Origin of the sequence: Paraburkholderia sp. BR14320, from assembly GCF_040948665.1 — a bacterium.
GTDB lineage: Bacteria > Pseudomonadota > Gammaproteobacteria > Burkholderiales > Burkholderiaceae > Paraburkholderia > Paraburkholderia youngii.
On sequence record NZ_JBFPKG010000001.1, the window covers coordinates 198,059 to 217,907 of the forward strand.

Sequence of the window (19,849 nt, forward strand, 5' to 3'; positions counted from 1 at the left end):
AGTAGGGTCACTAGTATTCTGACTATGGCTCCTACAATAATTCAAGCTGTCTGACCCGGCCCATCCGAACCAGGATCACAACCGCGGCACGGCATCGGCGACGGCCAGCACAGGAGGGACTATGCGGTCGGAAGTGAAGTCCGGCGTGCGTCTGAGACGTTATGCAATCGCGGTGGCGGCCGTGGTCGTTGCGCTGATCGTCGTCGGCCGCATCACCGGCGTCCTCGTCGACTGGCTGTGGTTCTCCTCGGTCGGCTATGGTGGCGTTTTCTGGACCCTCCTTTCCGCGCGGGTGCTGCTGTTTGCGGCTGTGTTCGTAGTCTCGGCGTGCGCGATCTGGCTGTCGGGGATGTTGGCGCATCGTTACGCGAGGCGCGTCGATGTCTTGCGAGCGCAAGCGGCCGATCCGTCGCATGCGAGCGAGGTTGCGGTCGAACTGTCGGAACTGATCGCGCCGCACGTTCCCTGGCGCGCCAGTATTGCCTGCGCCGCGATCGTCCTGGGGCTGGTTGTCGCCGCTAGCGAAGCTTCGAGCTGGGACATCGCGCTTCGCTTCATTTATCAGGTGCCTGTTGGCGCGCGCGATCCGATCTTCGACAGGGACATCGGCTTTTATCTTTTCTCGCTCCCCGCGTATGTCGCTCTGAAGAACTGGCTGCTGCAGATAGTGTTCTGGAGCGCGGCCGTGGCAGGAGCGGTCTTCGCGTTGCGCGGCGACATTGCGCTGGAGCGGCCACCACGCACGCTGTCGGCCGCCGCTATCACTCATGGCTCCGCACTGCTCGGGTTGTTCTTCGCGGTGAAGGCATGGTCGTGGTGGCTCGACCGCTTTCTGCTGCTCTATGGCGACAACGGCGTCGTGGTCGGCGCGAGCTATACCGATGTCCACGTCGAGTTGCCGGTCCTGTGGATGCTTATCGGCCTTGGAGCCGCCTCGTCCGTTGCCCTGTGGATCAACATGCGGCTGCGCAGCCATCTGCAGCCCGTCGTTCTCGCCCTGCTCGTATTCGGCAGTTCGATCGTGTTCGCCGAGATCTACCCATCGCTGTTTCAGCGCTTCTATGTCAAGCCGAGCGAGCTGAAACTGGAAACACCCTATATCGAGCATACGATCGCGCTAACGCGACAGGCATACGGCCTCGCAAACATCGAGGTCAAACCGTTCGAGGCCGAGCAGGGATTGACGCTCGACTCGCTGCAGGCCAATCGGGCGACCATCGACAACATCCGGCTATGGGATGTGCCACCGCTGATGGACACTTACGCACAGTTGCAGGAGATCAGGACTTACTACAAGTTTCTTTCGGTGGACATCGACCGCTATCAGCTCGATAGCGGATACAGACAGGTGGTGCTGTCGGCGCGCGAACTCGACCCGGCGATGCTTCCATCCAACGCCCAAACCTGGGTGAACCTGCACCTTATCTTTACTCACGGCATCGGCGTCGTGATGTCGCCAGTCACCGAGAAGTCCACTGAAGGCTTACCGTCTTTCTATCTGCACGATATTCCGCCCGTCTCCAGCGGCGGCCCGGCCATTCGCGAACCACGTCTGTATTTCAGTGAAGGCCGCCAGGACTATGTGATCGTAAACGGCAACGTAGCTGAGTTCGACTATCCGCGCAGGCCGACGAATGCATACACGAGGTATAGCGGGCGCGACGGCGTCACGCTCGGCGGTGTGGGGCGCCGCAGTCTCTTCGCCTGGCAGCTCGACGATCCGAACATTTTGCTGAGCGGCTATATCACTGACCAGAGCCGGATCCTGCTTCACCGCAACATTCAGGACCGCGTGCGGACGATCGCGCCGTTCCTGACTCTGGACCATGACCCCTATGTCGTCGCGAGCGATGGGCGGCTGTTCTGGATCCAGGACGCCTACACCGTCAGCCGGTGGTTTCCGTACTCCCGGCCCGGTTTCGGCGACAACGCCAATTACATTCGAAACGCGGTCAAGGTCGTGGTCGATGCGTATGACGGCACGGTCGATTTCTACGCCAGCGATCCCGCCGACCCGCTCTTGCGCACATACGAGCGCATCTTCCCCGGTATGTTCAAGCCTTTGGACGCGATGCCAGCGGGTCAACGGCAGCATATCCGCTACCCCGAAGATCTGTTCCTGATCCAGGCGCAGCTCTACCGCGCGTATCACATGGATGCGCCGGAAGTGTTCTACAACCGCGAGGACCTGTGGCAGTTTCCTCAGGAACTGGTCGGCATGGATGGCGGAAGCTCCGCCAGTACCATGCCGCCGTATTACACGATCATGCGACTCCCCGGCGATCCGCGCGCCGAGTTCATTCTGATGCTGCCGATGGTGCCGAGCCAGCGGGAGAACATGATTGCGTGGCTCGCGGCGCGCTGCGATCAGCCCGGGTACGGCAAGCTCATCGTGTATACCTTTCCGAAGGACAAGCTGGTCTACGGGCCGTTTCAGATCGAAGCGCGCATTCAGCAGAATACCGAGATCTCGCAGCAGATCTCGCTGTGGAACCAGATGGGCTCACGCGTCATTCGCGGTCATCTTGTAGTCGTGCCGATCGAGAACTCGATCCTCTACGTTTCTCCGCTCTATTTGCGCGCGGCGTCCGGTCAGTTGCCGGAGATGAAGAGAGTGATTGCCGCCTATGGCGAGCGTGTGGTGATGGAGGACACGCTGGATCAAGCGCTGGCGGCGCTATTCCAGCAGACCGCGCGAGCGTCATCGCCGTCCCGGGGCACGGTGGATGCTCGCGCGCGAGAGGCACTTGCTCACTATGACCGCGCCATCGAGCGATTGAAGGCGGAAGACTGGAGCGGCTTCGGCGCGGAACTGAATGCGCTGCGGCCGTTGCTCGAGGCGCTCGGTGCTGGCCGTTCCGATGATCAAAAATCACCAGCGGGACAGGGAACAGGTCGTTGAATGCCTGTGCGTCGATCAATGCGGCTCGCCGAGGCAAGCGTCGGCAACATCGACGATCGGCTCGCTGTCGGTGTGAGCTTCCGGAAACCGATCAACGCACCTGATCTGAACGTAGGTCCACCACGTTCCCGGTGGATCGTGACCCAGCCACATCACGGTGGCCGCGACCTTGGTTCGCAGCCCCCATTGCCGCCAGTCGGCGCCGGTCGGCGAAAAGTTTCCGTGAATGTCCTTATACAGGTTGCGGTCCAGGCCGTACCGCTTCAGATAGGGCGGGTTGATGCGCTCCTCGAGCGTAGCCGGCTCGCCACGTGCGATGCCCACCTGCGCTAGATCCGCGTCCCGGCGGAAATCGCTGACGGCACGGCCGACCGCCAACAGCTCGAACAGCAATACCCCGCCAATTGCGATGCAAGTCGCAACAATGCAAAGCGAGAGCGCCCAAAGCACCCGCCTTGTGGTCGTCGGTGTCTTCATCCCTGCCGACCTCGCTACCGGCATCGCGATTCGCTGCCAGCAAGAGCCAAGCCGGTCCGCAGTCCGGTAAGGGGACTTCAGGCCCTTTGTAGAAGGTCAATCGCCTTTTCGGCGTCGTCCAGCGAGTCGAGCGCGAGATAAGCGATGAACTGCGTGCCAAGTACAGCGGCCGACACGCCGCGGAGATTGATCCCGCCATCCGCCAGCATCTGGCTCAATTGCGCGATGATGCCCAACTGGTCCAGACCCATTACACGGATGGAGTGAAGGCTCGGCGTGACGCTGAACCCCGCCTGGGTGGCGGCGCGGGTCACACTGTCTCCCTGTAGCGGAGCGACGAACACGACTCCCTTACCCGATGCCTCTGGCGTGCGACGCGCCACGATGAACTGCAAGTCGGCACCAGCATCCCGCAAGACGCTTAAGACTTTCGCAAGACCTCCCGGTTTGTCGTCGATGGTAGCTGCCCAAACCTCGACATGTTCCACACTCAGTTCCATGGCCGTCCCTCCCGGCTCGAACCTCATTAGAAAAATCTACTTCACGAACGGCAGGCGGGCAAGGCCCGTTGGACGGCGCACCGGTCGGCGATCCGCGTCCAACTTGCTGCTGCTGGGCATCTGTATCAAGATCAAGTCGCCTCTTCACCAACAGGCGACTCTGATGACAGACGATCCCGATGACGATCCCGCTACCAATCCCGACGAACTGAAAGGCCCAGGCGGCATGAGCTTGAGGCAGATCCACGAACAGGTGCGGAAGTCCGCCCAGCGCGACCGCGAAGCGCAGACTGCACGCCACGCGCCCGCTCCTCCGCAAAGCCGCTGGCAGCGATGGGTGCGCTATGTATGGGGCCGTAGCGGGCGACGCTAGGCGCGGGTTGAAATAGGTCCGAACTGCATCTACCCGGCTACCCATTCGGGTGGTGTGCGCCCCCCGTGGTTCTGTCATTGTGAATCCGTCGTCATCACGCAATGGGCAGGGGGCTTGAAATGGAAACCACATCCTCGAGCGGCAATCCTTTGATGGATCTCTCGGACAATCTGGCGGACATCGTCGCGCGTGTAGGGCGGAGTGTCGTGGCGGTACACGGCCGGCATCGCATGCCGTCGAGCGGCGTAATCTGGCGACGTGGCGTCGTCGTGACGGCCGCACACACGATCAGGCGTGAGGAAGGAATCGAAGTCACATTGGCCGACGGCCGCACGGTCGCCGCGGTCCTCGCGGGCCTGGACCCGGGCTCCGACGTCGGCGTGCTGAAACTGGACGGCGTCGATCTCGACCCGATCGATTCTGGCGATGCCCACTCACTGAAGCCGGGTCATCTTGCGCTCGCCGTCGCCCGTGCGGACGATTCCGGCGTTAGCGCTGATTTTGGCGTGATCGGCGGCGTAGGGGGAGCCTGGCGCACGTGGAGAGGCGGACAACTCGATGCGTTCGTGCGACTGGACGGCGGCCTGCGCCCTGGTTTCTCCGGGGCGGCCCTCGCGGATATGCGCGGGCAGGTCGTCGGCATCTGCACGTCGGCGCTGATGCGCGGCGCCGGCATCGTGATTCCGGGGACGACCGTGGAGCGCGTCGCCGATGAACTGCTGGCGAAAGGGCGCGTGTCGCGGGGCTACCTTGGTGTCGGCACGCAGCGGGTCGGCCTGCCGGACGCCTGGGTCAAGGAAATGAACCTGTCGTTCGGCAGTGGCCTGTTGATCAACTCGCTTGCGCCGGGCGGCCCTGCGGAGCAGGCGGGCGTGCTGATAGGCGATGTACTGATCGAACTGGACGGCAAGGCTTGCCGCGACATGGACGACGTCAGTGCCGCGCTGGGTTCGGCAAGCGTTGGGCAGCAGTTGCAGATCGCCTTGATTCGAGGTGGCGAACGCCACGCGTGTTCGGTCACGGTGGGCGAACGGCCCCAACGGAATTCGTGCAGATGAGGTCCGGGAAGGGACGAAATGTCGGATGGACAGACAGGACAGACAGCGCCTTTGCGGGTCGCCGTGATTGCGGCATCGTGGCAAGAGCGCGCGAGCCTGCAAGCGCTTGTCGAGGCGAACCCGGCACTCAAGTTCCTGGGTAGCGCAGCCGACGCCGAAAAGCTCGTCGATTGCCTCGCCGGTTCGGTGCCGGATGTGATCGTCACCGACATCGCGCCGGAGGCAAGCGACGCGCTCAAGACTCTGCTCGAACTCTCGCACGCGTCGCCGTCGCTCGTGCTGTTGAGCGACGACCCGGACAGCGACTGGATGCTCGATGCGCTGCTCGCCGACGCGGTGGCCATCCTGCCGCGCAACGCGATGCCAGCCGAAATCGTCGCGTCCATCGAAGCCGTCGCCGCGGGCCTTTGCGTGCTGACGCCCGACATCCTCGCAAGGCTGCTCGCCGAAACGAGACCGTCGCGCCAGAAGGCACCCGGCGACACGTTCGAAGCGTTGACGTTACGAGAGATCGAAGTGCTGGCGATGCTCGCCGACGGACTCGGCAACAAGGAGATCGCGCGGCAACTCGACATCTCGGATAACACGGTGAAATTCCACCTGTCGTCCATCTTCGGCAAACTCGGTGCGACCAACCGCACCGAGGCGGTGATGCTCGGCATGCGGCACGGATTCATCATGGTGTAGACAATCTCGTGTTGGTCTACCCGCGACGCTGCACGACGTCATGTTCGAGCGTTTTCCACGAGCGCGGCAATCTGCACGAATTCGACGTCGGGGCGTACACCGTAAAGACCGGTTACCCGATCGCGGAGCTCATCGGTGAAGAACGCTTTGGCTGCGTCCTCCGAGTCCCAAACGTAGAAGTTCGTGGCTTCACGCTTTGCGGAATTGAGCGTGAAAGCCTTTGAACGTAGCCCCGGCATTCCCTCGAACCTCCCACGTGCGGTCTCGGCAATCGTCCGCACAGCTCGTTCATCGAAATTGTCGCCGTAGCGAAACGTAACGAATACACCGATCATGTCGTACTCCTTTCGACGCAATCATCAATGGAAGCTTCGACGGAAGGGGCCGTCTTGGCAGGAACTGCACGCGCGCGGACTCGCGCATGCAGGTATGGCTGGGCTTGCCTGATCTACGTTAGTTCAATTCGCTCGTTAGCGGGCGGCTCGCTCGATTGCGAGCGAGAAAGCGGTGACGCAGAGCTTCGGTTGCCTCGCCAGACGCGCCAGGCAATGGCTGGCCTCAGCAGCGACGGCGGTGGAACCATCAGGTTGACGACCTTCAGAAACGCGGTTGCCAATGCGCTGTCGCGGGTCGCGGCAACGTGAAGCCAGCCGATATACCGGTTGATGAAACGTAGCATCGGCGGCCGCCGGCCCTCGATGAGCGGATTGCGAAGGTCGTTGCCGACCGCGATATCCCATGCAATGTCGACGATTTTCGCGGCCTCCGCGAAGAATCGCCGCGCAAGATCGTGCGCGCCTGCGCGCAGCAGGCACCGTTGCAGCGTCAGCGCCTCCTGCGCCGCGACCGTCATGCCCTGTCCGTAGACCGGGTTGAAGCTGCAGATTGCGTCACCGAACACCAGGTAGTTGCCGGGAAAGCGTGCAAGCTTCTCGTAGCGACGTCGCAAGCTGTGGACGTAGCGGTAGCGCCTGTAGCCGCTCAACGGCTGGGCTGCGGCGACGATGTCATGAATTTCCATGGTCGGCAGCGTCGCCAGATACGCGAGAAAGCCCTCATCGTTATCGGGCGCCTCGTCGCCGAGAAAGCCGCCGGTACTAACGATCCAACTGTCGTTCTCCTGTGCGAGGATCACGCCGTTTCGCCAGTTCGGCGCACTACCGGCGACGATGATGCCGAGCTTGCCGTCGAGATCGGTCGGCCGACGTCGATAGGTGCGGGTCGTGTAGCCGATGCCGACCTCGACCTTCTCGCTGACGGGAGCCGGGTAGCCGAGCACTGCGAGCCACGTCGCGCTGGACGAACCGCGCCCACTCGCATCGACGACGAGATCCGCGTCGAGGGTCTCTTCGGGCTTGCCTTCGGCGCGTATGCGCACACCCGTCACGCGCTCGCGGGCGGAGTCGCTGGCGAGCCCTCGCACCGCGCAGTTCTCGATGGCGCGCACATTCGGCAGTGCCAGAAGCCGCCGTCGCAGATGGCCTTCGAGCACCGGACGGCTCGCGAGAAGGCCGGTCAAATCGCTGTTGCCATTGGCAAGCGTGACGTTGCGGCCGATCCAGAGCAGGTCGTTCACGACATCGCCGAGCAACCCGCCGCTTTGCGTGACGACCTCGTTGTTGTATCCGGGAAAGAACTCCTCGAGCACCTCGCTGCCGCGGGCAAGCAGCCCATGTGTGTGACGGCCCTGCGGAACGCCTTTGCGCCAGCTGTCCTCTGCCGGAAACGCATCGCGTTCGAGCACGGTCACGGTGGAATAGAAATCCGACAGCGCGCGCGCGGCCAGCAGCCCACCCATTCCGGCGCCTATCACGATCGCATGCTTACCCAGGTTCTTCATGGCAAATCCTCCGGTGCGATCCGCCGCAATGAGTGCAGCGATGATCGTCTGGCGTGCATGGTAGGATCGACGCGTCCCCTGAGCGTCCCCTCGACGCCGTCATGGAGGCTTGCATGACGATGGCTCTGTTCAACGTGCGGACGCTTGGTTTTCCGGAGATTCGTCGGGACGACCAGCCGTGTCCGATAGGATTGCGCAAAGGCCTGGCCCTGCTGATCTATCTGGCCGAAGCGAAGGGGCCGGTCGGACGCGACGTCGTCGCGACCATGTTGTGGCCGGATAGCAGCGAAGATGTCGTACGGGTGCGGCTGCGGCGCCTGATGTACCGCCTCAGCTGACGCTGGGCGGCGACGTCCTCACCACCGACCGGTCGACGCTTCGATGGTCATCGGCGATCGACCTGCATATCGATTCGCAACTGTTCGAGCAAGCCTGCGATGTAGGAGAGTTCGAGCGGGCATGCCGTCAATATTCGGGCGACTTTCTCGAAGGTTTTTCACCCGGCGATTGCCCGCAGTTCGACGAGTGGGCTTTCTTTCGCCGTGAGGCCTTGCGGGGCAGGGCGATCAACGCGCTTGAGCGGGTGGTGCAAGACAGGCATGCGGCAGGCGACTACGCGGCTGCGGCAGCGCACGCGGGCCGTCTCGTTGCGCTGGACCCGCTCAGCGAAGCGTACGCGCGGCATCTGATTCGCAATCTGCTGCTCGCCGGTGATCGGGCTACGGCCGAGCGCCACTTCGATGCGCTGACCCAGCGCCTTCGCGACACGCTCGATGTGGCGCCCGAAACCGAGACCCGTGCGCTGCTGAACGCCGTCACCGCATTGCCGATCGAGGCGCCGCCGCCGACCCGTTATGTCCTCGGCGGCGGCGTCCATCTCGCGTTCCAGACCTACGGCGCCGGCCGCATCGATGTGTTGCTGCTGCCTGGTTTCGTGTCCCACGTCGAACGGATCTGGGAGGAGCCACGGTGCCGGGCGTTCCTGTCCTCTCTCGCTGAGATGGGCCGGCTCATCCTGCTCGATCGTCGCGGTATCGGGCTTTCCGATCGTGTCGGCTTCAACCCCGGCGTCGACGCAACCGCGCAGGACATCGGCACGGTGCTCGACGCCGCCGGAAGCCGCCGGGTGGTGTTGTTCGGTGCGTCCGAGGGTGGCCCGGCGTGCATCAAATTTGCCGCCGATCATCCCGATCGAGTCATCGGTCTCGTTCTGTTTGGCTCGCTGGCGAAGGGAAGCGCGGCACCCGACTATCCGCACGCGCTGCGGGCTAGCCAGTACGACGCGTGGCTCCAGCAACTCGTCGCGGCGTGGGGCGGGCCCGCGGGCATCGAAACGTTCGCGCCGAGCCTGTCTCGTGACCCCCAGGCGCGAGCGTGGTGGGCAGGTTTGCTGCGGGCCGCGTCGAGCCCGGGAGCGCTCAAGGGCGTGCTCGAGGCGTTGCGCGATATGGATGTGCGGGTTCTGCTGGGCCGGATTGCGGCTCCGACTCTGGTGCTGCACCGTCACGACGACCACGCCGTTCGGATCGGCGCTGGGCGGCATCTTGCCAGCCACATCGCGCACGCACGATACGTCGAACTCGACGGCGCGGATCACTGGGTTTTCGCTGGCGACCAGGGAGCCGTGCTGACCAGCATCAGACAATTCGTTGGCAGTCTGGCTGCATGACTGAATCGGTTCTGGATCCTTGACGCACCTCAACGGAGAATCATTGGTGGGATCTCCGCAACCAGTGCATCGATGGCGCAACGAGTCTTCGACGGAAGATATCGCGTGTTCGGCCACACCGCGTGGATGTCCTGTGGTCGCACGCCGCAACGCTCCCTCACCGCGACGAGTTCGCCCGTCATCACATATCGTGTCAGCAACCAGCATGGCAACTGCACGAGCCCCAGACCGGCGACGCCTGCTCCGGCAATCGCCTGGATATCGTCCAGGCTCAGTTGCGGCTTGATCAGCAATTCACGTTCAATCCCGTCCGTGTCGAGTACGCGCCACGGCGACATCACACCGGCGCGCGAGTAGGCGATGCCCGCATGTTTCGCGAAATCGTCGATATCGACGGGCGTCCCATGCCGCGCAAGATACGCCGGGGCCGCTCCGATGCTCGTTTCCTGAACGCCGAGATGCCGTGCGGCGAGGCTCGTGCTGTCGCGCAAATCGCCGATGCGCACCGCAAGATCGATGTTTTCCTCGACGAGATCGACTGCCCGGTCTGTAAACGAGATGTCGATCTGTAGTGTGGGGTGCTTGCGTGCCAGTCCGAACAACACCGGAGCGACGCAATGGTGGCCGAATGCGAGGGGCGCGCTGACCCGCAGGCGCCCGCGTGGCTCGCTGTATCCGGTCTCCAGTTCGGCTTCGGCGGCGTCCAGCTCGGCAAGCGCCCGGACGCATCGATCGTAGTAGCTGCGCCCCGCCTCCGTCAGTGTCTGGCTACGCGTCGTGCGCTGGAGCAGACGTACGCCGAGGCGCGCCTCGAGCTTCGCAATTACTTTGCCGATGGCCGACCGCGTCAGGTGCATGCGTTCGGCCGCAACCGTAAAGCTGCCGGCTTCGATCACCTTGACAAAGACCGCTACGCCATCGAGTTGATCCATCGAATTGGGTCCTTGTGGGAATAAGTTGTGGGAAAAAACTGCCTCAATAGGGACGTTTGTTCCCGTTATAGTACATCGGACGTGATGCTGCTGATCGATTAGCTCCCTCTGTGTACGCCGACCCGTACGCGCAAACGCACCTTTTCCTTGCGATATCTCATGACACTCGCCACCCCTCCGAAAAATGCCGTGGCGCTCGCCGCGGTATGCCTGACCTCGCTGATGTTCGGCCTCGAAATTTCCAGTGTGCCGACGGTGCTTTCCACCCTTGAAAGCGTGCTGCACGCAAATTTCAAGGAGATTCAATGGATCATGAACGCCTACACGCTCGCGTGTACCACCGTGCTTATGGGCACGGGCGCGCTGGCAGATCGTTTCGGACGCAAACGCGTCTATGTGGTCAGCATCGTGATGTTCGGGATCACCTCGCTCATCTGCGGGCTCGCACAGAGTGCGCCGGTCCTGATCGTCAGCCGTTTTTTTCAAGGGATGGGCGGCGGAGCGATGCTGATCTGCCAGGTGGCGGTGCTGTCGCATCAGTTCCAGGAGGGGCGCGAGCGCAGCAAAGCGTTTGGCGCTTGGGGAATCATCTTCGGCATCGGCCTTGGGTTCGGTCCGATCATCGGCGGCATGATCGTCGCAGTCGCCAACTGGCAGTGGGTGTTCCTCGTCCACGCGTTGATCTCGATCGTGGCACTAGGTCTCGTCTACGCGGGTGTGCAGGAGTCCCGTGACCCACATGCGCAACACCTGGACCTTGCCGGCATCCTCACGCTTTCCGCGTCATGTTTCGGCCTCGTTTATTTCATTACGCAAGGACCGGATCTCGGCCTGGACAGCCTCGTCGCGCGAGGCATCGTCGCGGCGACGGGGTTGAGTTTTATCGCGTTCATCGTCGTCGAGAAGCGTAGTCGTCGGCCGATGTTCGATTTTTTCGTGTTCCGGACCCGCCGGTTTTCAGGTGCGATATGCGGATCGATGGGCATGAACTTCAGCTACTGGCCGTTCATGATCTACCTGCCGATCTATTTTCAGGGCGCGCTCGGCTACTCGAACGTGAAGTCCGGACTGTCGCTGCTCGCCTATACGCTACCGACACTGATCGTGCCGCCATTTGCCGAGCGGCTTGCGCTGCGCTTCGATGCGCGCAGGGTCATTCCGCTCGGACTGTTCATTATCGGTCTCGGCTTCATCGTGATGAGGTTCGGCGCTGGCGTGGAGCAGGCGAGTTGGCTCACGATGCTGCCGGGATGTCTGTTGTGCGGAACCGGGCTGGGGATGACCAACACGCCGGTCACCAATACCGCGACCGGCTCGGTCTCGCCGAACCGCGCAGGCATGGCCTCGGGTATCGATATGAGCGCGAGACTGATCAGCCTGGCCATCAATATCGCGCTGATGGGTTACATACTCTTCGAAGGCGTGCTTTCTTATCTTTCTCGCGCGCTTGCCGGCTTTTCCGAAGCATCGTCGCTGCGTTTTCTCGCGCAAAAGGTGGCCGCAGGCAATTTTGCGGATCTCACGCAGGACAGCGCGAAACTCGCAAGCGCCGATCCGCATGGCGTGATCGCTCATGCGGCGCTCGTCCACGGCTTTGGTCTCGTGATGCTGTACGCCGTGATCTGTGTATGGGCTTTGGCGCTGCTCAGCGTCGTCGCGTTCGGACTGGGCACGCAAGCGCATCGTCCGAACTCTGCACTGGATGAGTGTGCCCGTCGCCCGAGCACCTAAGCCTGCTGAATCACGCGTCCCACTGGGGAGCGAAGGGGGGAGTGACGTAACGCTGGTCCTTGCGAAGCGCTGCGATTGCTTTGCGGTCATCGTCGTCGAGTCGAACCGCTAGCGCATTGAGATTGGCTTGCTGGCTTTCGCGCCGCTGTGCCTTGGGGATCGCAATAACGCCGTCCTGATCGAGCAGCCAGGCAATGGCAATCTGTGCGGCAGTCGCACCGTGCTTGCTGCCGATCCGCGCCAAAGTCGTATCGCTTGCCGCACGTCCCTGTGCGAGCGGCGCATACGCCACCAACGGGATGTTTTTCGAACGCAGATAGGCGAGCATCGCGGACTGATCCAGGAACGGGTGATATTCGAGTTGATGACAGGCGATCGGCGCGCCAATGTCCTCAACGGCCGCTTTGATCAGCGGCATATTGAAGTTGCACACGCCAATGCCGCGGGTAAGCCCCGCCTCCTTGAGTTCCATGAGCGTCTCCAAAGCAGCCGCAAGATTCATGTCGCGGGACGGCCAATGGATCATGTAGAGGTCGACGAAATCAAGTCGCAGCTTCTCGAGACTGCTGGCAAATGCGCGGCGCAGGGCATCGGGTTCGAGGTTCTCGTGCCATACCTTGGTCGTCACGAATAGCTCGTCCCGCGCGATCCCCGAGCCGGCGATGGCGGCGCCCACTGATTCCTCGTTCTGGTACATCTCGGCGGTATCGATATGCCGATAGCCAACTTCCAGCGCGCTTTCTACGACCGGCTGACAGTCGTTGCCGGGCATGCGGAACGTGCCGAAGCCCAGGCGTGGTATTGCGAGCTCTGCGCGTTTGATCGTTTCCATGCTGTTCCTCCGTGTGGGTGAGGCGTCCAATGTCTCACGCGCCAATTGATGAATAAAGTATGGTTCAATCAAATCTGAAATGATTAAAATCACGAATCCATCATTGCTCGAGGCGCATCATGACCTTCGACGGTCGATTGTTCGCGGGGATAACGGTGCTTGCCGCTGTCGCGGAAAGCGGAAGTTTCGTTCGCGCCGCGGAGGCGCTCGGCGTATCAGCGTCCGGCGTAAGCAGAGCGATAAGCCGGCTGGAAAAGCAGATCGGCGTCCGCTTGCTCGACCGTACGACCCGATCGCAAACCTTGACCGACGAAGGAAGGCGTCTCTACGAGACCGTCAGCCCGCATCTGGTCGGCATCGAGTGCGCGGCAAGTACGGCATCGGGTTCTGCCGGCGTGGTCCAGGGCAAGTTACGCGTCAACGTGGACCCGTTCTTTTCGCGGACCGTCCTCGCGTCGAAGCTGCCGGCATTTCTGCAGCAGTTTCCAGAGCTTTCGGTGGAATTGATCATGCGCGATGACGTGGGCGATCTCGTTGCGGATGGCTTCGACCTCGCGATACGTTTCGGGCCGCCACCCGTTGGTACTCTGGTTGCTCGCAAGCTGCTGGAAGCGCGGATCATCACGGTCGCGTCTCCGGCTTACCTTGAAAGCAACGGCAGACCCAATCGTCCTGATGACGTCGTCGATCACGAACGCGTACTTTTCTACAATCCGTTATCGGGACGCCCCTTTGAATGGGAGTTCCATCGGGGCAAGGAAGTCGTCAGCATTCCGGTTTCCGGGCGGCTGCTGGTCTCCGATGTCGGCACGATGCTGAACGCTTGTGTAGCGGGCGCAGGAATCGCCCAGGTCATGTCGATCGGAACGGAAGCACTGATCGCACAGCGAGAGCTTGTCGATCTGTTTCCGGACTGGCCGGATGAACGTTTCCCTCTATATGCGCTCTACCCGTCGCGTCGGCATCTGGCCGCAAAGGTGCAGGCGTTCATCGCGTTCTGCGTTGATGCGCAGATCACGCCGAATGGATCTGCGGCCTCGGCGCAAGCAAAGCGGAGCCGATCCCCATCGAGGCGTTCGCGTTCCCGGTCGCGCTGATGTATGCGGAGAAGGCGAGGAGCGGGGATTTCAGATATTTAACGAACGCTGACCGGCGAGGCGGCACAGGACTCAAGGAGGCTATGCGATGCTCGCACTCTTTACCGATTTCGGGGCCGACGACATCTATGTCGGGCAGGTGAGGGTCGCCTTGCTACGACACGCGGTAGCCGGCACTCCCGTTGTCGATGTGCTGCACACTGCGCCGAACTACGACGCGAAGGCAGGCGCGCATCTGCTCGCCGCGCTATCGCATTGGTATCCGCCGGACTGTGTGTTCCTTGCCGTGGTCGATCCCGGCGTGGGTAGCGAGCGGGATGCCGTCGTGCTGCAAGCCGACGGGCAGCGGTTCGTCGGGCCGGACAACGGGCTGCTCTCGGTCGTGGCGGCGCGCGCGGCGCATACCCGGACCTGGCGGATTACATGGCGTCCGGGCGCGCTTTCCGCCTCATTTCATGGTCGCGATCTGTTCGCGCCGATGGCGGCATGGGTCAGCCGCGGCGAGTTGCCTTCCGACAAGCTCGTTGAGAGGGCAGGCTTGAGCGTGCAACTGGATGCGGGCGATTTCGCCGAGGTCATTTACGTCGATCACTACGGCAATGCGCTGACGGGGCTGCGGGCTGGAACGGTGCCGAGGTCTGCACGGCTTCGCATCGGAGATGCCGATGTCGAATACGCGCGGGTCTTTTCCGATGTAACGGCCGGTCAAGCTTTCTGGTATGAGAACTCGATCGGGCTCGTCGAGATCGCCGTGAATCGCGGCAGCGCCGCGACGCAGCTTGGTGTACGTGTCGGGGATGCCGTCGAAGTGAAGGGGGGCGGTGAATCGGTGGCATAGCCCGCACTATCAGAGTTGGAGCGCCGCGAAAGTGCCTGAAAATTAAAGCCTACGAGCGGTGAAGGAGGGCTGGGCGGCGACCCTCCCGTCGCCGCCATTTGCGCTTACGGCAAAGTGATCTTGCGCGTGAATTCGGCCGTCACGTTGTGACCCGTGGCTACACCGAATACCGGGTAGACAGTTTTCGAGCCGCTAGCAGCCAGGCCCATGTAGTCGCCGAGGAAGTGGCCGCCCGCCACGGGCGCGTTAAGGATGTTGAACGAGGTGTCGGTGAGCTTGCGTTCATTACTCCAATTCGCCGGATTGGTACACGCAGTAGCAGTCGAGCAGAACACCGCGAAATAGTCGGTTCCCTCGAAGCCGGCGGGAGTGTTCGTGTCGTTACGAAAGTCGTAGTAGGTCACCACGATCGTATTGCCGTCGCCCGACGGCACCACCGCCGGAATGAACGCCTGCTGACGGCAGGGGTTGGTTGCGTTTGGCGGCGTCTTGTTGATCTTTACCGGCGTTGACCAGGTAGCACCGCCATCCGTCGATTCACTGAAGGCGATCCCGTCGATCGGAATCGATCCAGTGGGCGTGGTGCAGGTCGCGGACGAAAAGCGGTCGTCCTGCCAGGTGAGATAGATTGCCCCCGACGTCGGGTTCACAGCGACGCTGTACAGAATGGACGCATCGCGTATCGACTGGCCGCTGTCAGGCGAGACCACTCCGACCGCCTGAATGTCGTTGGTGAATGTCGGCGCCGACCAGCTCGCGCCTTTATCCGCAGACTTGATATAGCCGATGCTCAGGCCCGACGGCGTGGCATTGATCGCCGTGAAGAAATCGAGCAGGGTTCCATCATGCAAAACGCGCACCATGTTGTCGATTGTCTGTGCGTTCGTCCCGGGCTGGTAGATCGGGGCGGCGGTGCTCCATGTCACGCCCTTATCAGTGGATCGCGAGAAGAAGCTCGGGCCGGTGAAGTTGAACTTGAATACGGGAGCGCCGCCCGCCGCGGATGCTGCACCGTTGCGCAATTGCCGCGCGATCAGAACGCCATCGTTTTCCGCGAGCAACCTGGCGCCTTCCTTCGTTGGAGGGAACACGCTCAACTGGTCCCAAACTGCATAGACGTAGTTGGTCGCGGTCGGGTCCGCAGTGAGCGAGTTCTTGTCGTTGAGCACGTGTGGCGAGTTGCTGCGGATCAGCGTAACGGGAGTCTGCCACGTTACGCCATGGTCGCTGGAGCGGCTGACCAGCATTCCGCTATTGCGCGCGCCAAACGGCGTGGTCGGTTGCGCGGGGTCCAGCACCAGAGAGAAGAAGAAGGCCGTTCCGTCTTGCGCAAAGTCCACCCAGGGATCGGAAGCGCGGCGGAATTTGCCGCCAGTGCAGTTAGTCACGCCGGACGGAATCGAGTTGGACCAGGTGCTGCCCGCATCTCTGGAGACGACGCCGACGAGCCCGCGTGAGCCGCCGTCGCTCCAGCGATCCTGCTGGTGGCCAGCGAGGAGGCGAGACGAGTCCGTCGGGTCCACCGCAACCCAGGGTTCGATCGAGGTGGCGGGAAACAGGACGCTGCCGAATGCCGACTCCTGCGCGTTCAGCTGGTCGGCGGTGCAACCGCTAAATGGGTCGCCCGCGGCCACCTGGACGAGCGATCCCAGCGTTTGCGCGTGCGCGCCCGTGGCGATCGAGCATGCGAGCGCGACGACGCCACCACCTGCAATGCCCTGCAAAACAGACCGGGATAGGCAACTGAAATTGATTTTCATTCTGGGCCTCGCGAAAAAGGGAAAACGCCTGTGAGTTGCCGGCTTTCCTTCGCCGGCGCGATCACTTCCGACCTTCCGATATATGTGAAAACGTCTTTTCCCAGCGCAGAAACGATGCTTGCTTGCCGTCCGCCGAAGACATGCAGCAAGGCACGTATCTACCGAAACACACTAGGTCGCGGTGGCCAGATTTGTGTGAATAAATCTTGGCGTATGCCATTTCAACACTTGATATCCCCAGCATTGCTGCCATGGCATGGTGATTGCAGCGGATCACACATCGCGGTCGAAGAATGTATCCGCTGCAGAATCGTGGCGTTTGAGATCGACAACCAAAAAAAAAGCCCGCCCTCGAAAGAGGGCGGGCTTGGATTCAAAGAAGCCACCCGGGGTGTTAGAGACCCAGGGATGCCTGCACTACTTCAATGACTCGTGCCCAGATAAGCGGCCTTCACCGACGGATCGTTGCGCAACTGCAGCGCCGGCCCGTGTGCGGCGATCCGGCCGTTCTCCAATACGTAACCGTAATCCGCCACGTTGAGCGCCGCCGCGGCGAACTGCTCGACGAGCAGCATCGTCACGCCCTGGCCCTTCAGATTTTCGATGATGCGAAAGACCTCTTCGACGAGTATCGGTGCGAGCCCCATCGAAGGTTCGTCGAGCAGCACGAGTTCCGGGTTCAGCATGATCGCGCGCGCCATCGCGAGCATCTGCTGCTCGCCCCCGGAGAGGGTGCCGGCGAGTTGATGGCGCCGCTCTTTCAGACGCGGAAAGAGTTCGATCGCGCGTTCCAGATCGGCGTTCACATCGCCGCGCGGACGCGCCCACGTGAGGCGTGGAAAGGCGCCGAGGATCAGGTTGTCGTGCACGCTCATCGTCGCGAACACGCGCCGTCCTTCCGGCGAATGCGCGAGTCCGAGACGCGCGATGCGATGCGAGTCGAGCGCGTCGATCCGCTTCGCGCTCGCGCCCACGCCCATCGTGATCTCGCCGTCGCTCGCGCGGATCATGCCGGAGATCGCGCGCATCGTGGTGGTTTTGCCCGCGCCGTTCGAGCCGATCAGCGTGACGACCGAGCCCTTGGGCACGTCGATCGAAATGCCGTGCAGCACTTTGACCTTGCCGTATCCTGCATGCAGATTCTTGACCGATAGCATGTGTGTTCCTGAGTGTTCCTGTGTATCTCGTGAGTCGAGGCAGGGGAGCGCGGCTCAGGCCGCTTGCCCCGCCGCCTCGCCGCCGAGATAAGCCTCGATGACTTTTTCGTTCGACTGGATGTCGGCCGGATTGCCTTCCGCGATCTTCTGTCCGAAGTCGAGCACCGACACGCGGTCGCACACGCTCATCACGACGTCCATGTGATGTTCGATCAGCACGACGGTGATGCCGTGATCGCGCACCTTGCGGATGATTGCGACCAGCTCCTTGATGTCGGGCGCGGTCAGGCCGGCCGCCGGTTCGTCGAGCAGCAGCACTTGCGGGTCGAGCGCGAGCGCCCGCGCGATTTCCAGCAGCCGTTGCTTGCCGTAGGGCAGGTTGCGCGCTTCTTCGCCGGCCGCATGTTCAAGCCCGACGAAGCGCAGCATGCCCAACGCACGTTCACGGGCGGCGCGCTCCTCGCGCCGGTAACGCGGGGACATCAGTCCGACGTCCGCGATATGTGCCCGAAACGTGTGATGCAAGCCGACCAGCACGTTTTCGAGCGCGGTCATCTCGCCGAACAACTGCACGTTCTGGAAGGTGCGCGCGATGCCCGCCAACGCGATCTGCGACGAAGTCTTACCCGCGATCGACATGCCACGGTACTCGATCGAGCCTGCGGTCGGCACATAGATGCCGGTCAACACGTTCATCATCGTGCTCTTGCCGGAGCCATTAGGGCCGATCAGTCCGTGAACCGTGCCGCGCCGCACGCTCAGGTCGACCTGGTTGAGCGCCTTGAGCCCGCTGAACTGCATCAGGATGCCGCGTAGCTGCAGGATCTCTTCCGTGTCGCCCGCGTGCACGGCGGCGACCGCGTCTGCGCCGATCGTCGCGGCATGATGGGTGTCGACGGTGCTCGTGCGCCCCGCCCCGCCCATCATGCTCTTGCGCACGAATCCGATCACGCCGTCCTGCAGGTAGTACACGACGAGCAGGATCATCAGGCCGAAGATGCTCAGCCGCCAGTCGGCGAGCGTATCGATGCAGTATGAAAACGCGGCGAGCCCCACCGTACCGAGCACCGGAATCGCCACCTTGCGTGCCGTCGACACCTTGCGCGCGAGCGCTACGCCTGCGCCGATCACGACCGCGACCGCCAGCACCGATGCGACGATGCGGAACATATCGATGTCATCGAGCAGCTTGGGTAACAGCACGATGATCGCCGAGCCGAGCACCGCGCCAGTGCGCGTCTTGCGCCCGCCCATGATGATCGCGAGCAGGAACAGGATGGTCAGCTCGAAGTTGTAGGTATTCGGTGAGATGTACTGCTCCGAATACGAGTACAGGCAGCCGGCCAGACCGGCGAAGCCCGCGCTGATCACGAACGCGTAGACCTTGTAGCGGTACACCGACACGCCCATACAGTCCGACGCGATCGGACTGTCTCGCAGGGCTTCGAAGGCCCGGCCCAGATGCGACTTGAGCACCCGGTGCACGACGATCAGCGAGGCCACCAGCAGGGCCGCGACGAGCCAGTAGTATTCGACTTCGTTCATCGGCCGCGCGCCGAGCGACGGCTTCGGAATCTTGACGCCCATCGGCCCGTTGGTCAGAAAATCCATCTCGTTGATGAGAATCTGAAGGATCGTGCCGAACGCGAGCGTCACCATCGCGAGGTAGGGGCCGGACACGCGTAGCGCGGGCAGCGCGAGAATCGCGCCGAAGCCGGCCGTGACGAGAATCGCGAGCGGCGCGGTCACGAAAATCGGCAAGCCGAGCTTCATGAACAGCACGCCCGCCGTGTAGGCGCCAACCCCGAACAGCCCCGCATGTCCGAGCGAAACCTGGCCGGTGTAGCCGACCACGATGTCGAGACCGAACAGCAGGATCGCGTAGATCATGATGGTCTCGACCAGATGGATGTAGTACGGATTGCCCGACAGCACCGGGAACACCGCAAGCGCGATCAGCACAAGTGCCGTCGCAACGAGTTTCTTCAGATTCACG

Annotated in this window: 18 protein-coding genes; 9 read left to right on the forward strand and 9 right to left on the reverse strand. The window is 62.4% G+C overall.

From position 1 onward, the window contains the following. Positions 1-121: 121 nt before the first annotated feature. Positions 122-2,902, forward strand: a complete 2,781-nt coding sequence (locus AB3X89_RS00975) for a UPF0182 family protein (protein ID WP_368581387.1) — start codon at positions 122-124, stop codon at positions 2,900-2,902. Positions 2,903-2,917: 15 nt separating this feature from the next. Here the strand turns inward: AB3X89_RS00975 and AB3X89_RS00980 are convergent, their stop codons facing one another. Continuing rightward, complete coding sequence (locus AB3X89_RS00980) at positions 2,918-3,295, reverse strand: hypothetical protein (RefSeq protein ID WP_368581388.1); 378 nt, start codon at positions 3,293-3,295, stop codon at positions 2,918-2,920. 161 nt (positions 3,296-3,456) lie between these two features. Continuing rightward, the gene (locus tag AB3X89_RS00985; RefSeq protein WP_368581389.1) at positions 3,457-3,879 is read right to left on the reverse strand and encodes an ACT domain-containing protein; all 423 of its coding nucleotides are present in this window, start codon (positions 3,877-3,879) and stop codon (positions 3,457-3,459) included. 163 nt (positions 3,880-4,042) lie between these two features. Here AB3X89_RS00985 and AB3X89_RS00990 point away from each other — a divergent pair, with 163 nt between their 5' ends. The 3 genes from AB3X89_RS00990 (at position 4,043) to AB3X89_RS01000 (ending at position 5,997) form a co-directional block, all read left to right on the forward strand. Next, entirely contained in the window at positions 4,043-4,252 is a 210-nt protein-coding gene (locus AB3X89_RS00990) for a hypothetical protein (protein WP_368581390.1), read from the forward strand. A gap of 152 nt (positions 4,253-4,404) precedes the next feature. Next, a complete protein-coding gene (locus tag AB3X89_RS00995; protein WP_368581680.1) occupies positions 4,405-5,310 on the forward strand; it encodes a S1C family serine protease in 906 nt (301 codons plus the stop codon). 18 nt (positions 5,311-5,328) lie between these two features. Beyond that, positions 5,329-5,997 carry a LuxR C-terminal-related transcriptional regulator gene (locus AB3X89_RS01000; RefSeq protein ID WP_368581391.1) on the forward strand — a complete coding sequence of 223 codons (669 nt, stop codon included), beginning with the start codon at positions 5,329-5,331 and terminating at the stop codon, positions 5,995-5,997. A gap of 38 nt (positions 5,998-6,035) precedes the next feature. Here the strand turns inward: AB3X89_RS01000 and AB3X89_RS01005 are convergent, their stop codons facing one another. Both AB3X89_RS01005 and AB3X89_RS01010 read right to left on the reverse strand, forming a co-directional pair. Continuing rightward, a complete protein-coding gene (locus AB3X89_RS01005) occupies positions 6,036-6,332 on the reverse strand; it encodes a hypothetical protein (protein ID WP_368581392.1) in 297 nt (98 codons plus the stop codon). A gap of 113 nt (positions 6,333-6,445) precedes the next feature. Beyond that, positions 6,446-7,837, reverse strand: coding sequence for an FAD-dependent oxidoreductase (locus AB3X89_RS01010; protein ID WP_368581393.1), 1,392 nt, complete (start codon positions 7,835-7,837; stop codon positions 6,446-6,448). 113 nt (positions 7,838-7,950) lie between these two features. On the opposite strand from AB3X89_RS01010, the gene AB3X89_RS01015 reads away from it, so the two are divergent. Together AB3X89_RS01015 and AB3X89_RS01020 are read left to right on the forward strand one after the other, a co-directional pair. After that, a complete protein-coding gene (locus tag AB3X89_RS01015; protein ID WP_368581394.1) occupies positions 7,951-8,175 on the forward strand; it encodes a hypothetical protein in 225 nt (74 codons plus the stop codon). Positions 8,176-8,255: 80 nt separating this feature from the next. Next, a complete protein-coding gene (locus AB3X89_RS01020) occupies positions 8,256-9,506 on the forward strand; it encodes an alpha/beta fold hydrolase (RefSeq protein WP_368581681.1) in 1,251 nt (416 codons plus the stop codon). Between the two features lie 29 nt (positions 9,507-9,535). Here AB3X89_RS01020 and AB3X89_RS01025 read toward each other — a convergent pair whose 3' ends face one another. Beyond that, positions 9,536-10,438 (reverse strand): LysR family transcriptional regulator, encoded by a 903-nt coding sequence (locus AB3X89_RS01025; RefSeq protein WP_368581395.1) that lies wholly within the window; start codon positions 10,436-10,438, stop codon positions 9,536-9,538. Positions 10,439-10,597: 159 nt separating this feature from the next. Between AB3X89_RS01025 and AB3X89_RS01030 the strand changes: the two genes are divergently transcribed. Continuing rightward, positions 10,598-12,169, forward strand: a complete 1,572-nt coding sequence (locus AB3X89_RS01030) for an MFS transporter (RefSeq protein WP_368581396.1) — start codon at positions 10,598-10,600, stop codon at positions 12,167-12,169. A 10-nt stretch (positions 12,170-12,179) separates the two neighbouring features. Here AB3X89_RS01030 and AB3X89_RS01035 read toward each other — a convergent pair whose 3' ends face one another. Beyond that, positions 12,180-13,001, reverse strand: coding sequence for an aldo/keto reductase (locus tag AB3X89_RS01035; protein ID WP_368581397.1), 822 nt, complete (start codon positions 12,999-13,001; stop codon positions 12,180-12,182). A 119-nt stretch (positions 13,002-13,120) separates the two neighbouring features. Here AB3X89_RS01035 and AB3X89_RS01040 point away from each other — a divergent pair, with 119 nt between their 5' ends. Beyond that, a complete protein-coding gene (locus tag AB3X89_RS01040; RefSeq protein ID WP_368581398.1) occupies positions 13,121-14,098 on the forward strand; it encodes a LysR family transcriptional regulator in 978 nt (325 codons plus the stop codon). 88 nt (positions 14,099-14,186) lie between these two features. Next, positions 14,187-14,936 (forward strand): S-adenosyl-l-methionine hydroxide adenosyltransferase family protein, encoded by a 750-nt coding sequence (locus AB3X89_RS01045; RefSeq protein ID WP_368581399.1) that lies wholly within the window; start codon positions 14,187-14,189, stop codon positions 14,934-14,936. Between the two features lie 104 nt (positions 14,937-15,040). Here the strand turns inward: AB3X89_RS01045 and AB3X89_RS01050 are convergent, their stop codons facing one another. The 3 genes from AB3X89_RS01050 to AB3X89_RS01060 form a co-directional block, all read right to left on the reverse strand. Continuing rightward, positions 15,041-16,696: a sialidase family protein gene (locus AB3X89_RS01050; RefSeq protein WP_368581400.1), complete on the reverse strand. Its 1,656-nt coding sequence runs from the start codon at positions 16,694-16,696 to the stop codon at positions 15,041-15,043. A 422-nt stretch (positions 16,697-17,118) separates the two neighbouring features. Beyond that, on the reverse strand, positions 17,119-17,853 hold the full coding sequence (locus AB3X89_RS01055; protein WP_176111174.1) for an ABC transporter ATP-binding protein: 735 nt from the start codon (positions 17,851-17,853) through the stop codon (positions 17,119-17,121). 54 nt (positions 17,854-17,907) lie between these two features. Next, the gene (locus tag AB3X89_RS01060; RefSeq protein ID WP_368581401.1) at positions 17,908-19,848 is read right to left on the reverse strand and encodes an ATP-binding cassette domain-containing protein; all 1,941 of its coding nucleotides are present in this window, start codon (positions 19,846-19,848) and stop codon (positions 17,908-17,910) included. Position 19,849: the final 1 nt, after the last annotated feature.